We start from the raw sequence: 13,914 nt of genomic DNA, 5'->3' as shown, positions 1-13,914 counted from the left end.
CCCGCGTGTGGTCGTGCAACTCGAGCAGCCAAGTCGTCGGACTAGGTGCATGCGCCGATGGGACACGCCGAGGATGGAGGCCCTTCTTGGTCTATGTCATGCACTTGTGCATAGCATGATCACTATGCAGTGATGCATAAGGCATCCTGCCGATCTGAGGAGATCGAGATGGCAGTCGCACGCAAGCTTCAACTGGGCCACGACGAGGTATTTCCTCACGGCGCGTACCTTGTGTCGGAGGTCAGCCCCGTCATCGACTTCGACCGTTCCACGCGGGACAATCGCGTGCAGCAGATCGATGCCGACACAGGTCTGCCGCTGTGGTCGGTGGACGTGGTCGACGCGGATCCCGAGGCGCGCAAGAAGGACCGGACGGTCTCGGTCAAGATGCTCGGCAAGGTCCAGCCTGTCCCGCCGGCCAACGACGGGACGTCACCGTTCACGCTCGTCGTGTTCGAGAACCTGACCGGCACCCTGTGGGTCGATTCCTCGAAGTGCCGTCCGCCGGAGGACGGTCGATCTCACCGCTGCGGAGCCCAGGCGGCGTGGTCCCTTCGAGCCGATGGGATGTCTGCACCGGGCAAGTCGTCCGCGAACAAGACTGCCGACGGCCCCGCGTCTCAGGCGCCCACCCCGCCCAACAAGGCCGCGTAGGGGTGAGGCGGGATGTACGCGGCTGACTCTGCGGCGTGGGCTGACGCGTTCGGGGTGCATCACAGCTTCCTCGACCGGGCTCTGCAGCAACGCTTGCGACGGCTCCAGGACATGGAGGAGGAGCTTCGTTCGCTCTACAACGCGTTTAAGAACGCGCCTGACGACGAGCTGCTCCTCTCCATCAGGTCCGCGACCAGATCGATGGCCCAATCGGTCGAGTGCCTTCAGATCGCGATACGGCAGACAAGCCGGGGATCCGCATGAGCGAGAAGAGCCTCGGGACAGCAGATGAGTGGAGCACCTTCCTTGACGTGCCGGAGTCTGAACTCGATCGCGCGCTGACGGCACTCCAGCGCATCGCGATTGATATGTCCGTCGACCTCCAGCGCTTTGCTCGGCGCATCATGACGGCTCCCAATGAGGAGCTGCATGCTCAGGCGAACCAGCTCTCCAGTGCGATGGGGCTTGTCGTGATGGAGATCGGTATGACGCGTCGTTCCGTCATCCGGGAGGTCAGTCGATGAGCACTCGAACCCGGACCGGAAACGAGGGTCTTCTCGGCAGCGACGACCTCGTGGCCGTGCTCGTCGAGGCGGTCCTGTGGACAGCGTGGGCGGTGCTTCGCACGGTCGTGTCCATGCTGTGTGCCATGGTGCGGCATCCACTCCTGACCATCCTGGGGGTCACTCTGGCCGCGTGTTGGCTGCTGGTCGGCTGGCGCGGTGGTGCCCTCTGCATCGCCGCAGTGGCAGTTGGGCTCGGCACATGGCGCCTCTTGCATCCGCCGAGCTACAGGGCGCATGTGCACGTGGCTGTGTTGACGCTCGTCCGGTCTGCCTACTACCGCACTCGGTGGCGCCACATCGCGGAAAGCGTAGATCTAGTGGTTTACGACCGGGACGGTTCACGGCACCACCGTTCCACGACGCGGGGATCCTCCAACCGGAGTGTCCAGTTGGTCAAGGTCAGGGCGACCAGCCATGGCACGGACCGCTTGCTCCTGCGCCTGCCTACCGGGCTTGTCCCAGCGGACGTCGCAACCCGATGCGAGGCCATCGCACATGCCACGGGCTGCCTCAGCGCGGCGGTTCGCCCTGATCGCCCGGGTCGTTGTTGGCTCGAGCTCAAACGCCGCGACGACCTCGTCCGCACCGTGTCTCCTGTACCTGCCTCGGAGACGGTCGAACTGCACGCCGTCCCGATTGGCAGACGTGAGGACGGAGGGCCATGGCTGCTCAAGGTCGCTGGCACCCACCTTCTGGTGGCCGGCGCAACTGGGGCCGGTAAGAGCTCGGTCCTGTGGTCGCTGCTGCAAGGCGTGTCACGCGGCCTCTCCAGCGGTGTCGTCCAGGTCTGGGCGGTCGACCCGAAGGGCGGGATGGAGCTGCGTCCCGGTCGCGCACTCTTCACCCGGTACGAAGACGCCTCCCCCGAGGACATGTGTCGTCTGCTAGAGGACCTGGTCGACGTGAAGGACATCAGGTCGAGACAGCTGGCAGACGCCGGTGCGCGCGTCCACCAGCCCACGCCGGAGTCGCCGCACGTCATCGCGGTACTCGACGAGCTAGCGACGCTCACCGCGTTTGCGGACCGGGCTGTAACGCGACGTATCGACACCGCACTCGGGATGCTGTTGACCCAAGGGCGGGCTTGCGGGATCACCGTCGTTGCCGCCGTGCAGGACCCGGGCAAGGACATCGTCGGTTGGCGAGACCTCTTCCCCACCCGAGTCGCGATGCGCTTGGACAACCCTCTGCAGGTGTCGATGGTCCTTGGGGAGTCCGCCCGCGACGACGGTGCTCGTGCCGACGAGATCAGCGAGCTCACTCCTGGCGTCGCCTACGTCCGCATCGACGGCACGCGCGAGATCGTGCGTGCTCGCGCCGCTTACCTCGATGACCGAGACGTCGCCCACCTCGTCGACGACGTCAGCGCGCGACGCGTCGACCAAACCGCCGGCGATGACTCGGCCAGGCCCGTCCTGACGACGGCGGACCTACCAGCCACCATGCGCGCCACTCGCGAAGGAGACCAGTCATGACCAGCACTGCCGAGCATCACACGCCCGAACCAGCCGGCTCGAAGGAGCGCGAGCTTGCCTACGCCGCCTCCGAGGCGGTCCGGGACATCAACCACCGCACGATCAGCTCACCCGCCATCCCGGCACCGCAGATTTACGAGGTTCTCGGCGACCTCAAGACCCTCGGCTACGGCCTCGAGCAGGCGCTCCGCCAACTCGCCCGGTCCCTAGCGTCATCCATGTCGGTGTACGCGCTCTACGAGGAGGACGGTGGCAACCCCGAGGAGAGCATCGCCTACGCCATGGACAGCATGCGCGTCGCGGCCGGCCACGCCAGCCGACTCGGCGAGGTGCTCGACTCCGCCCAGTGCGACATCAGTAGACAGGGCTTCTATCCGCCCAGCACGACCTTGGAGACGACATGACCCCGTTCGAAACCACTCCTCGCCGGGCACCCATCGCGTACGACCGGGTTCAGGCTACGCCGGGCAACTGGCTACGTAACTACGGCAGGCCGGTTCAGGGCCTCGACACTGCGGGCGGCCCAAGCCTCCAGGCCCTGCTAGAGCCGAACTGGATGCGCGGAGCAGTGTGCGCCAGCGTCGACCCGGAGCTGTGGTTCGAGGAGTCCGACACCCCTTCGGCTCGATACGCCATCAGCCTGTGCCATGAGTGTCCGGTCCGAGCCATGTGTCTCGCCTCTGCGCTCGTGTTCCGCGAGGAGTACGGCGTAAGTGGTGGACTCACCCCGAGCGAACGACGGCCACTCGAAACTCGTCTGGCTAGCGGCGAAGCCCTGGGTGGGGTGCTCAGCTTGGGACTGAGTCACTCCGACGAGGGCAACCAGCAGGGTGCGGCCTAATGAGCCCTCACCTGGATGCCGGGGTCGTACACGAGCTCGCCCTCAAGGAAGGTGTCTGTGTTCGGCCCCTACTCCATCGCGTGACAGATCGAGAGACCGGAGAGCACACAGTCGTCGTGATGCCGTGCCGCTCGGTCCGCGAGTCGCGCTGCCCCAACTGTGCCGAGGCTGCCAGACGCCTGCGGATGCAGCAGTGCTCAGAAGGCTGGCACCTCGACCACGAGCCAGAACAAGCCGATGAGCAGGAACCCAGCGATCAGGATGACCCAGCGGATCACGCGGACGAGTCCGCGCCGGAACAGGATGAGCAGGCCACACGCAGAACGCGCTCGACGAGGCGCCGAGACGACCTGGGCGAACTCCCGCTCAAGCCCGCTGAGCCGAGGACCATCGGCGCCGTCTTCGAAGGCAAGAACGGACGCACCTACCGGCCGTCCATGTTCGTGACCTTGACCCTGCGCTCCTACGGCCGTATCTCTCCCGGTCGCGGGGTCCCCACCGACCCGACGAGGTACGACTATCGAACGGCTGCGCTGGACGCGCTGCACTTCACCAAGCTGCTCGACCGATGGATCCAGAACCTACGGCGATGCGCGGGCTTCAAGGTCCAGTACTTCGGCGCCATCGAAGCCCAGCGCCGACTCGCCGCCCACTTCCACGTCGCGCTGCGCGGGGCGATTCCGAGATCGACGCTGCGCGCCGTCACCCGCGCCACCTACGCGCAGGTTTGGTGGCCACCCATGGACGACACCGTCTACACGGACAGGGTCCCGGTCTGGGACGGCGTCGACTACACGGATCCCGACACCCAGGTCCCGTTGACCACGTGGGATGAGGCGATGCGCCGCCTCGACGAAGACGCCGACGCCCGCCCGGCCCACACGCTGGCGTTCGGTCGACAAGTCGACATCAAGGGGCTTCTGGGCGGGACGCCCGATGCAGACCGAACCGTACGCTACCTCGCGAAGTACCTGACCAAGTCAGTCGCCGAGACGTACACGCAGCCCGAGGTATTCGACGCCGCCTACGAAGCGCACATCGACCGGCTCCACAACGAGGTCCGCTACCTGCCCTGTTCGCCGGCTTGTGCCAACTGGCTACGGTTCGGGGTGCAGCCCAAGGATCCCGGTCCGGGCCTCTGCCCCGGCCAGTGCTCGTCACCCGCGCATGACCGCGAGAACCTCGGCATCGGCGGCCGCCGCATCCAGGTCTCGCGCGGGTGGTCGGGCAAGACCCTCAGTGACCACCGTGCCGACCGCTCCGCTGTGGTGCGCCAAGTCCTAGAAGCCGCCGGCTACAACCCGCACGAGGCAGACCGGATGTCCACCGAGACTCTGTCCGAGGACGGGTCGCCCAAGTACCACTGGCAGACGGTGCACCTGCCACCGGAGAAGGCGAGCGAGGCGATCATCCAGTCGGTGTTCGAGCGGCGGCGATGGCGCAACGAGTACGAGCGCGCGAAGGCAAGCGTCCTGTGCAACGCGCCACCTGTGGAAGTCAATTCGGCAACGTCATGACGAGGACCCGAGGGAGGTGAAGATCGTGAGCGACGAGCCGATCGTGAAACGCTGGCACACTGTCGCCGAAGTGGCCGAGATGCTGGGCTACGGACAGAGCAAGGTCCGCATGCTCATCATCCAGGGCGATCTGAGGTCGCTAAAGGACGGCGGATCCCGTCGAGTGCTGCCGGAGTGGGTCGACGAGTACGTCCGTCTTCGTGCCCGTCAGGGCGATCAAGCATCGTGACCAGGTCGCGCACCCGCTCCAACGGGGAGGGATCCATCTACCCCTACCGCAACGGCTTCGCCGCCTATGTCTGGATCACGACGCCCGCTGGCCGGCGACAACGGAAGTACGTCTATGGGAAGACGCGGCCGGCGGTCCATGCGAAATGGTTGGAACTGTCGCAGCTGGCCGCCCGCGGCCCAGTCGTCACGAGCGTGCCGACCGTGGAGCAGTACCTCACCCGGTGGCTCAAAGAGACGGTCGAGCCGAATCTGGCGCCCCTGACGCACTCCACCTACGAGAGCCACATCCGGAACTACATCGTGCCCGGAATCGGACACCACCGGATCGACCGGCTTCGCGTCAGCGACGTCCAACGTTGGCTCAACGCACTTCCCTCCCAATGCCAGTGCTGCGCCCAGGGCAAGGACGCCAAGCGGGCGCTCAAAGACCAAAAGCTTGCTCGCTGCTGCGCCATCGGGTCTTGTTGTCAGAGCTACCCGTCCCCGCGGTCGATCAAGGATCTCCGGACCGTGCTGCGCTCAGCGCTGTCCTCGGCGATGTCCGAGGAGCTCGTGGAGAAGAACGTGGCGGCTTTGGTGAAGTCCCCAAAGCAGCGCAAGCGGAAGGTGGTTCCGTGGACAAGTGAGGAGGCTCGCCGATTTCTCGAGTCAGCCCGCAGTGACGACGACCCGCTCTATGCCGCTTATGTGCTCGTGCTCGTCCTGGGCATGCGAAAGGGCGAGGTGCTCGGCCTGACTTGGGACGCCCTCGATCTGGAGGTGCAGGAGCTCGTCATCGACCACCAGCTCCAGCGCGTCGGTGGCTCCCTCTTGCACCGCGAGACCAAGACGGAGGCATCGGATGCGTCCCTCCCGATGCCTCGGATCGCAGTCACGGCGCTCACGCTGCGAAAGGAGACTCAGGAAGTCCATCGGCGCGAGACGGGGGAGGCCTGGAGGGGGCTCGACAAGGGCCCGCACTTCGTCTTTACGGGCCGGTACGGCCTGCCGGTCGATCCTCGAGGCTTCAACCGCAAGTTCACGGCTCGCTGTGTCAGCGCCGGCGTGCGGCACCAGACCGTCCATGACGCCCGACGGACCTGCGCCACACTGCTCGTCGACCTCGACGTCCACCCGCGCGTGATCATGCGGATCCTGCGACATGCCGACATCTCCGTGACGATGGAGATCTATGCCAAGGCGAGCTCGGCCGCCACCACGGAGGCTCTACGCCGGCTGGGGGACAGCCTCGAATGACAGCGACTGCTGTACTTCGCTGCTGTACGGCAAGCAGAGAGGCCCCCGCTCTGATGAGCAAAGGGCCTCTGACCTGCTGTTTTGTTGGTCGGGGTGACAGGATTTGAACCTGCGACCTCTTCGTCCCGAACGAAGCGCGCTACCAAGCTGCGCCACACCCCGGTGCTGCATCTACCCCTGGTCCGGGGACCGGAGGCAGCAAGCAGAGATGCTAGCGCAGCCCCCGGCCCATCTCCGAATCGGGCCGTCGGAGCGGCCCGGGAACGACCGCCGATCAGCCCTGCGAGCGGGGGACGAGCGTCAGGAGGGTGGCCTCGGGACGGCACGCCAGGCGTACGGGAGCGGTGGGCGCGGTGCCGAGCCCGGCCGACACCTCGAGCCACGCGGCATCCGCCGGAGCCTGCGACGAGGGCGTCGACCCGGCACCCGGCCACCACCGCGAGAGCCCCTTGACGCGGCTCGTGTCGAGGTCGCAGTTGGTGACGAGCGCGCCGTAGCCGGGGACGCAGACCTGGCCGCCGTGGGTGTGCCCCGCCACGATGAGGTCGGCGCCGTCCGCGGCATACGCGTCGAGCACGCGCTGGTAGGGGGCGTGCGTCACGGAGAGGGACAGGTCGACCCCTGGGGCGGCAGGGCCGCGGACGAGGTCGAGGCGGTCGTAGCCGAGGTGCGGGTCGTCGACCCCGCGGACGTCGATGCTCAGGCCGCGCACCGTCAGCGACTCGCGACGGTTCGTCAGGTCCACCCAGCCGCGGGAGCCGAGGCCGCGCACGAGGTCGGCCGTGGGCAGGCGCTCGGTCGTGCCGATGCCCTTGGCGAAGTTGCGGGTGAGGTAGCCGAGGGGGTTCTTCAGCCTGGGCGCGAAGTAGTCGTTGGAGCCGAGGACGAAGACGCCCGGGATGCCGAGGAGGAGCTCGTAGGCGTCGAGCAGGGCCGGCACGGCGTCGGGCGCCGCGATGTTGTCGCCGGTCGTGATGACGAGGTCCGGGTCGAGCGAGGCGAGGCTGTGCACCCAGGCGCGCTTGGCCCGCTGGCGCGGGAGCAGGTGCAGGTCAGACAGGTGCAGCACCCGCAGCGGCTCGGCGCCGTCGGGCAGCACGGGCACCTCGAAGCGGCGCAGCACGAAGGCGTTGCGCTCGATCAGCGAGGCCCAGCCGAGCACCCCCGCGCCCGTCAGCCCCAGTCCCAGCACGGTCTTGGTTACGGCACGCATGGGGCCCATCCTCGCACCCACGGGCCCGAGGCCCGACAAACCCGTCGGGCCGTGCGTGGCCGACCTGACAGACTGCTCCCATGAGCACCCTCAAGCAGCAGCTGCAGTCCGACCTCACGACCGCGATGCGCGAGCGCGACCAGGTCCGGGCCGGTTCGTTGCGGATGGCCCTCACGGCCGTCACCAACGAGGAGGTCGCGGGCAAGGAGCACCGAGAGCTCAGCGACGACGACGTGCTCAAGGTCCTCACCAAGGAGGCCAAGAAGCGCCGCGAGGCCGCCGAGGCCTACACCGGCGCCGGGCGCCCGGAGCTCGCGGGCAAGGAGGAGGCGGAGCTCGCCGTCCTCGAGGCCTACCTGCCCAAGCAGCTGGGCGACGACGAGCTCGAGGCGATCGTGCGTGAGGCCGTGACGGCTTCGGGGGCCACCGGTATGCCGCAGATGGGCCTGGCGATGAAGGCGGCCAACGCTGCCGTGGCGGGACAGGCCGAGGGCGGCAGGGTCGCCGCGATCGTGCGCCGGGTCCTCGCCGGCTGAGCAGCCGCACGGCGCCCGTGCGGGGACGGGTGCGCGAACGACGAAGGCCCGACGCGAGATCGTCGGGCCTTCGTCGTCAGGGCCTCATCGGGCCCCGTGGGGCGTCAACCGCGCCCGGGTGGCTTGGTGGGTTTGCCTCCCGGCTTGCCGGGGCCGGGCGGGGGTGGGGCGACGGTCGTGGGCTGCGGTGGGAGCTGTTGTCGGTCGGCGCCGCGTGAGGTGTAGATCGTCACGAAGCTGCCGCTGGGCGCGTTCCCGTACGGCGAGGTGCCGGCGACGAGCCCGCTCGGCACGGCCGAGCTCATCGTCCCGCCCACCCCGGACGGGTAGCCGGCGGCCTGCAGGGTCGCGATGGCCTGGGCGACCGACATGCCGGTGACGCTGGGCACGGAGCCCGGCGTCGGGGAGGACCCGGTCGTGAACTTGGCCGAAGGGTCGGCGAAGGGGACGATGGGCTGGCCCTGAAGGGCGCCGTTCATGATCCCCTTCCAGATCGGCGCCGCGATGGCCGCACCGTGCATGACGGGGTAGAACGTGCCGCCGACGGTGACGTTCTTCATCACGCGGGTGATCGGGTCGTAGGGGGTGCCGACCCAGACTGCGGTCGCGAGCTGACGCGTGTAGCCGACGAACCACGACTCGTTGTTGTTGTTGGCCGTGCCGGTCTTGCCGGCCGAGGGACGCGCGCCGCCGTCCAGCTGGTTGCGGATGCCGGACCCGTTCGTCATGTTGTACTGCAGGAACTTGTCGGTGGCGTGGACGACGTCCGGGTCGACGACCTGCGTGCAGGACGACTTCGGGTCGGCAATCACCTTGTTGCCCTGGGTCACCTTCGTGACTGCCAGCATCGAGCACTTCTTGCCGTCCGCCGCCAGCACGCCGTAGGCCTGTGCGACTCCCTGCGGTGAGACGTCGGAGGCTCCGAGGATGTACTGGGGGGCGTACTTGCCGACCGGCTGGCCGTCGGACTGGTGCAGGCCGAGGCGGAGCATGGTGTCACGCACCTTGCAGCCCCCCAGCTGCTGGGCGAGTGCGACGAACGCCGTGTTGGTCGACAGGGCGGTCGCCTTCATCAGGCTGATGCTGCCGCCCGGCCAGTACGTGTCGTTGTCGACGTCCCACGTGCTGCCCGGGCCGCACCCGCCGGGGAAGTCACTGGGCTGGTAGGCGGCCATGTGGCCGTTGCCGGCCTGCTTGGCGTTGACGCTCGCGTCGAGCTTCATCCCCGACTCCATGGCCGTCACGAGTGCGAAGGCCTTGGCCGTCGAACCGAACTGGAAGCCGCCCGATCCGCCCCAGCGCTGGTCCAGCGCCCAGTTGATGCCGGTCTTGCCTGACGACTCCTTGTCGACGGTGTACGTGGTGTTCTGTGCGAAGGCGAGGACCTTGCCGGTGTTGGGGTCGGTGACGTAGGCAGCAGCGCCGACCCGGGAGGGATCGCCGATCGGCACCTTCTTGGTGAGCTCGAGCTGGGTGAGGTTCTGGATGCGCGGGTCCAGGGTCGTCTGGATGGTCACACCGCCGCGGTAGAGGGTGCGCTTGCGCTCCTCGAGCGTCTTGCCGAGCTGGGGCATCGTCAGGGCGTAGCTGACGGCGAAGTCGCACCAGTACGGGTAGGGCGAGGCGAGGCAGGTGCTCTTGGGCTGCGAGACGCGCATGTCCTGCTTCAGGGTGCGCTTCTTGGCAGCCTGCCACTGCTTGTCGGTGATGCGACCGAGCTCGTGCATGCGGTCGAGCACGACGTCACGTCGGGCCAGCGCCTTCTTGGGGAAGTTCACCGGGTCGGTCGTGCCCGGGTTCTGCGTCAGGCCGGCGAGGAGAGCCGCCTGCGACAGGCTGAGCTTGCTGGCCGGGATGCTGAAGTAGTGCTGGGCCGCGGCCTCGACGCCGTAGGCGCGGTCGCCGTAGTAGACGAGGTTGAGGTAGCCCTCGAGGATCTGGTCCTTGGTGAGCTTCTTCTCCAGCGTGATCGCGTACTTCAGCTCCTTGAGCTTGCGCATGTAGTCCTTCTTGACCGCCGCGGCCGCCGCCTCCTTGTTGCCGGAGCTGAGGGCGGAGTACTGCAGCGAGATCTTCACGTACTGCTGCGTCAGGGAGGAGGCTCCCGAGGTCGTCGCCCCGCTGCGCAGGTTGGAGATCGCGGCACGCATGACGCCCTGGAGGTCGACGCCGCCGTGGTCGTAGAAGCGGTGGTCCTCGATGGCCACCTGCGCCTCGCGCATGATCGGCGCGATCTTGGCCAGGGGCACGACGGTGCGGTTCTGCTCCTGCGGCGTGGCGATGACCGTGCCGTCGGAGGCGAGGATGCGCGAGGTCTGGGCCAGCGGGTCGGTCGTGAACTCGCTGGGGAGGTCGTTGAAGACGTCGACCCCGCTCCGGGCGAGGGCACCCGTGGCGCCCACCGCGGGCATCACCAGGCCGGCGGCGAGGAGCCCGAGCACGAGCGCGGACGCGAGGAACGCGCCGAGCAGGCTGATGACGCCGCCGATCGAGGTAGTGCGTGAAGACATGGGCTTAGGGTAACCGCTCACTCTAGGGCCACCGGGTTTGAGCGGCCAGCGAGGTCGACGCCCGTGTATCGCCGGCGGCCCCCGATCCTCTGATGACCAGGGCCCCATCGGGGAAGTGACTAGTCACCTCCTCAGCTAAATGGTCCATAGAGGCTATGTCGGAACCGGGCCCAGCGCTCGTAATGTCTCGTTTGGGCCTTAGGGGGGTCCGCTTGACCGGGACCGGTGGGACGGTCCGGGTCTGCTCGGTGTCATGGGAGGTGCCGAGCGGGGAGGGGTAACACAATGAGTGCTGTCATCATGGTGGACGCGTGGGTGGATGAGTGGGCCAGTCAGGCCAGCTGCTCCGGCACGGATCCCGATGCGCTGTTCGTCCGGGGCAAGGCCCAGCACGACGCGAAGGCCGTCTGCAAGACGTGCCCCGTGCTCGCGCAGTGTCTCGCCGAGGCTCTCGACAACCGGACCGAGTTCGGTGTCTGGGGCGGCATGACCGAACGGGAGCGTCGCGCCCTGCTGCGCAAGCGGCCGGACATCACGTCGTGGAAGTCGGCGCTCCGGGCAGGCATGGCCTCCCAGAGCAAGCACGACTGAACCGACGTCACCGCGACCGGTCTCCGGTCGCACCACGTTCTTCGAGCAGGAGCCACACGTCCACGGGGCCGTGACCACCCACCGGGTGCGTCACGACCCCGCGAGCGCGTGCCCGATCTCGCGCAGTCCGTCGAGGTCGTGGACGTCGCGGCCGAGCGCCGGCACCTGCACCACGGGTATGCCGGGGTGTGACCGGGAGAAGCGGTCGGCCAGCTCGCGCTGTCGCTCGGCCGTGCGCACGAGCGCGGCGTGCAGGCGCAGCAGCCCGGCGGCGTTGGACGCCGACTTCGGGCCGCCGCCGTCCTCCAGGGACTCCGCGGCCGCGAGTGCGCGCGCCGAGGTGACGCCCGTCGCCGATACGCGACCGATGCGGTTGACGACGAGCCCGGCCAGCGGCATACCGTCCGCCTCGAGCCGGTCGACGAAGTAGGACGCCTCGCGCAGCGCGTCGCGCTCGGGTGCGGCGACGACGAGGAAGGCCGTGCCGTCCTCGGAGAGCAGGCGGTAGGTCTCGTCGGCGCGCTCGCGGAAGCCGCCGAACATCGTGTCGAGCGCGTTGACGAAGGTCTGGACGTCGGTGAGCATCTGGCCGCCGAGGATCTTGGTCATCGTCGACGTCACGAGCTGGACGCCGACGCCGAAGACCTTGAGACCGGCGCGTCCGCCGGCCTTGGCCGGGGCGGTCAGCAGTCGGATGAAGCGGCCGTCGAGGAAGCTGCCGAGGCGGTTGGGCGCATCGAGGAAGTCGAGCGCGGACCGCGACGGCGGGGTGTCGACGACGATGAGGTCCCACGGGGCGTCCTCGGTCCCGGCGCTCGCCTTGAGCTGGCCGAGCTTCTCCATCGCCATGTACTCCTGCGTGCCGGCGAAGGAGCTGCTGACCGCCTGGTAGAAGGGGTTGGCGAGGATCTGCTCGGCCTTGCCCGGCTCCGAGTGCGCGATGACGACCTCGTCGAAGGTCCGCTTCATGTCGAGCATCATCGCGTGGAGGCTGCCGCCTGCCGCGGCGTCGATGTCGGTCACCGGACGCGGGGTGTTGTCGAGCTCGGTCAGGCCCAGGGACTGGGCGAGGCGCCGGGCGGGGTCGATGGTGAGGACGACGACCTTGCGGCCCGACTCGGCGGCGCGCAGGCCGAGGGCGGCGGCGGTCGTCGTCTTGCCGACGCCGCCGGAGCCGCAGCAGACGACGATCTGCGTGCGGGGGTCGTCGATGAGCGCGTCGACGTCGAGCCTGGGCGCGGCGCTGGCGACCGGTCGGGGGCTCATGCCTCGACCCGTTCGTCGGTGTGGCCCACGAAGAGCGGGACGAGCAGGTCGGCGAGCTCGCGCACGGAGCCGGAGTCGACGCCCGCCGGCAGCGCGGGCAGCTGGACGATCGGCAGGCCGGTGGCCGTGAGGAGGGCGAGCTGCTCGCGTTCGAGGTCGATGCGCTCGGCGTGGTCGCGGGCCTCCTCGAGCAGGCCGTCGACGAGCTCGGGTGTCGCGCTGACCCCGGCCTCCGTGAGCTGGGTGCGGATCGAGGCCTTGTGCAGGCGCCCCTCGCGTGCCTGGTCCAGGGCCAGGTCGTCGAGGAGCGGCTCGCGGACCATGTTGACGATGACGGCGCCCGGGTGCAGCCCCTTCTCGCGCAGCTCCTCGATCGACTCGAGGGTCTCCTGGACCGGCATCTCCTCGAGGAGGGTCACGACGTGCACCACCGTCTGGTCCGACTGGAGCAGGCGCGTGATCGACGTGGCCTGAGAGGCGATCGGACCGACGCGGGCGAGGTCGGCCACCTCGGAGTTGACCGAGAGGAAGCGCCCGATGCGACCCGTCGGTGGGGCGTCGAGGACGATGCCGCCGTAGACCGGGGGAGCATCGCCCTTGTGCTTGCCGTCGCGGCGGCGCCGGTTGGCCTCGTAGATCTTGCCGATGAGCAGGACGTCCCGGACGCCCGGCGCGATCGTCGTCGCGAAGTCGATGGCGCCGAACTTCTCGAGCAGCCGGCCGGCCCGGCCCAGCTTGTAGAACATCTGGAGGTACTCGAGCAGGGCGGCCTTGGGGTCGATCGAGAGGCCGACGACCTCGCCGCCGCCGGGAAGGCGCACGATCCGGGTCTCCTCGGTGCCGAGCGGCGGCACGTCGAAGGTCTGGCTGATGCCCTGCCGGCCCTCGACCTCTGTCAGGAGCACGTGGGCCGGCGCGGACGCGAGCGCCAGCGCGATGGCCGAGGCGACGGTGGTCTTGCCGGTGCCGCCCTTGCCCGTGACGACGTGCAGCCGCGCCCGCGCCCAGTCCGTCGTCACGCTCCCACCCTAGAACCTCCCCCACCCCCACCCGGTTCGAGGTGATCGCGTGACCGGGGTGGGTGTCGCTTTCGCCTCCATCGGTGCCCGGCGGCCCGCGATTCAAGGTGATGGCGTGACCGGGGTGGGTGTTGTCTTTTGAAGGGACATCCCTGTCAGTCCTGTGAAGGGACATCCCTGACACTCGCCGGGTCTCGGTCCATGGTGGGCTGCATGGCTGGCAGGGAGATCTCGATGGAAGTTCGCTTGGCTACGGCTG

At 68.4% G+C, this 13,914-nt stretch carries 14 protein-coding genes and 1 tRNA gene; 10 read left to right on the top strand and 5 right to left on the bottom strand.

Annotation, left to right across the window (positions count from 1 at the left end):
• Nucleotides 1-168 precede the first annotated feature (168 nt).
• From ABD297_RS21710 to ABD297_RS21675, 8 genes are all read left to right on the top strand, one after another.
• Entirely contained in the window at nucleotides 169-654 is a 486-nt protein-coding gene (locus tag ABD297_RS21710) for a plasmid replication, integration and excision activator (protein ID WP_344257217.1), read from the top strand.
• A 260-nt stretch (nucleotides 655-914) separates the two neighbouring features.
• Nucleotides 915-1,178: a hypothetical protein gene (locus ABD297_RS21705; protein ID WP_344257216.1), complete on the top strand. Its 264-nt coding sequence runs from the start codon at nucleotides 915-917 to the stop codon at nucleotides 1,176-1,178.
• Nucleotides 1,175-2,695, top strand: coding sequence for an FtsK/SpoIIIE domain-containing protein (locus ABD297_RS21700; RefSeq protein ID WP_344257215.1), 1,521 nt, complete (start codon nucleotides 1,175-1,177; stop codon nucleotides 2,693-2,695). The genes ABD297_RS21705 and ABD297_RS21700 overlap by 4 nt, the downstream gene beginning before the upstream one ends.
• Entirely contained in the window at nucleotides 2,692-3,099 is a 408-nt protein-coding gene (locus ABD297_RS21695; RefSeq protein ID WP_344257214.1) for a hypothetical protein, read from the top strand. The genes ABD297_RS21700 and ABD297_RS21695 overlap by 4 nt, the downstream gene beginning before the upstream one ends.
• The gene (locus tag ABD297_RS21690; protein ID WP_344257213.1) at nucleotides 3,096-3,536 is read left to right on the top strand and encodes a WhiB family transcriptional regulator; all 441 of its coding nucleotides are present in this window, start codon (nucleotides 3,096-3,098) and stop codon (nucleotides 3,534-3,536) included. The genes ABD297_RS21695 and ABD297_RS21690 overlap by 4 nt, the downstream gene beginning before the upstream one ends.
• On the top strand, nucleotides 3,536-5,053 hold the full coding sequence (locus tag ABD297_RS21685) for a replication initiator (RefSeq protein ID WP_344257212.1): 1,518 nt from the start codon (nucleotides 3,536-3,538) through the stop codon (nucleotides 5,051-5,053). Before ABD297_RS21690 ends, ABD297_RS21685 begins: the two co-directional genes overlap by 1 nt.
• A 25-nt stretch (nucleotides 5,054-5,078) precedes the next feature.
• Nucleotides 5,079-5,282, top strand: coding sequence for an excisionase family DNA-binding protein (locus ABD297_RS21680; protein ID WP_142182158.1), 204 nt, complete (start codon nucleotides 5,079-5,081; stop codon nucleotides 5,280-5,282).
• Nucleotides 5,279-6,520, top strand: coding sequence for a tyrosine-type recombinase/integrase (locus tag ABD297_RS21675; RefSeq protein ID WP_344257211.1), 1,242 nt, complete (start codon nucleotides 5,279-5,281; stop codon nucleotides 6,518-6,520). Before ABD297_RS21680 ends, ABD297_RS21675 begins: the two co-directional genes overlap by 4 nt.
• Nucleotides 6,521-6,605: 85 nt before the next feature.
• Here the strand turns inward: ABD297_RS21675 and ABD297_RS21670 are convergent.
• Nucleotides 6,606-6,682 (bottom strand) — tRNA-Pro (locus ABD297_RS21670).
• Between the two features lie 112 nt (nucleotides 6,683-6,794).
• Entirely contained in the window at nucleotides 6,795-7,733 is a 939-nt protein-coding gene (locus tag ABD297_RS21665; protein ID WP_344257210.1) for a metallophosphoesterase, read from the bottom strand.
• An 80-nt stretch (nucleotides 7,734-7,813) separates the two neighbouring features.
• Here ABD297_RS21665 and ABD297_RS21660 point away from each other — a divergent pair, with 80 nt between their 5' ends.
• The gene (locus tag ABD297_RS21660; protein ID WP_344257209.1) at nucleotides 7,814-8,269 is read left to right on the top strand and encodes a GatB/YqeY domain-containing protein; all 456 of its coding nucleotides are present in this window, start codon (nucleotides 7,814-7,816) and stop codon (nucleotides 8,267-8,269) included.
• 104 nt (nucleotides 8,270-8,373) lie between these two features.
• On the opposite strand, the gene ABD297_RS21655 is transcribed toward ABD297_RS21660, so the two are convergent.
• Nucleotides 8,374-10,779: a transglycosylase domain-containing protein gene (locus ABD297_RS21655; protein WP_344257208.1), complete on the bottom strand. Its 2,406-nt coding sequence runs from the start codon at nucleotides 10,777-10,779 to the stop codon at nucleotides 8,374-8,376.
• A gap of 285 nt (nucleotides 10,780-11,064) precedes the next feature.
• Here ABD297_RS21655 and ABD297_RS21650 point away from each other — a divergent pair, with 285 nt between their 5' ends.
• The gene (locus tag ABD297_RS21650; protein ID WP_344257207.1) at nucleotides 11,065-11,370 is read left to right on the top strand and encodes a WhiB family transcriptional regulator; all 306 of its coding nucleotides are present in this window, start codon (nucleotides 11,065-11,067) and stop codon (nucleotides 11,368-11,370) included.
• A gap of 90 nt (nucleotides 11,371-11,460) precedes the next feature.
• Here ABD297_RS21650 and bagB read toward each other — a convergent pair whose 3' ends face one another.
• A complete protein-coding gene (gene bagB / locus ABD297_RS21645; RefSeq protein ID WP_344257206.1) occupies nucleotides 11,461-12,636 on the bottom strand; it encodes an ArsA family ATPase in 1,176 nt (391 codons plus the stop codon).
• On the bottom strand, nucleotides 12,633-13,655 hold the full coding sequence (gene bagA / locus ABD297_RS21640) for an ATPase BagA (RefSeq protein WP_344257204.1): 1,023 nt from the start codon (nucleotides 13,653-13,655) through the stop codon (nucleotides 12,633-12,635). Before bagA ends, bagB begins: the two co-directional genes overlap by 4 nt.
• Nucleotides 13,656-13,914: the final 259 nt, after the last annotated feature.

The organism is Terrabacter carboxydivorans (assembly GCF_039532035.1).
In the GTDB taxonomy this organism is placed as follows: Bacteria; Actinomycetota; Actinomycetes; order Actinomycetales; family Dermatophilaceae; genus Terrabacter; species Terrabacter carboxydivorans.
The sequence above is the reverse complement of the archived record's forward strand: the minus strand, read 5'-3'. Positions and strand labels throughout refer to the sequence as shown.

Coding starts and splice junctions, on each gene's coding strand:
- ABD297_RS21660 (WP_344257209.1), top strand. CDS start 7,814: ATGAGCACCCTCAAGCAGCAGCTGCAGTCCGACCTCACGACCGCGATG.
- ABD297_RS21700 (WP_344257215.1), top strand. CDS start 1,175: ATGAGCACTCGAACCCGGACCGGAAACGAGGGTCTTCTCGGCAGCGAC.
- bagB (WP_344257206.1), bottom strand. CDS start 12,636: ATGAGCCCCCGACCGGTCGCCAGCGCCGCGCCCAGGCTCGACGTCGAC.
- ABD297_RS21710 (WP_344257217.1), top strand. CDS start 169: ATGGCAGTCGCACGCAAGCTTCAACTGGGCCACGACGAGGTATTTCCT.
- ABD297_RS21695 (WP_344257214.1), top strand. CDS start 2,692: ATGACCAGCACTGCCGAGCATCACACGCCCGAACCAGCCGGCTCGAAG.
- ABD297_RS21690 (WP_344257213.1), top strand. CDS start 3,096: ATGACCCCGTTCGAAACCACTCCTCGCCGGGCACCCATCGCGTACGAC.
- ABD297_RS21655 (WP_344257208.1), bottom strand. CDS start 10,779: ATGTCTTCACGCACTACCTCGATCGGCGGCGTCATCAGCCTGCTCGGC.
- ABD297_RS21665 (WP_344257210.1), bottom strand. CDS start 7,733: ATGCGTGCCGTAACCAAGACCGTGCTGGGACTGGGGCTGACGGGCGCG.
- ABD297_RS21685 (WP_344257212.1), top strand. CDS start 3,536: ATGAGCCCTCACCTGGATGCCGGGGTCGTACACGAGCTCGCCCTCAAG.
- ABD297_RS21650 (WP_344257207.1), top strand. CDS start 11,065: ATGAGTGCTGTCATCATGGTGGACGCGTGGGTGGATGAGTGGGCCAGT.
- ABD297_RS21705 (WP_344257216.1), top strand. CDS start 915: ATGAGCGAGAAGAGCCTCGGGACAGCAGATGAGTGGAGCACCTTCCTT.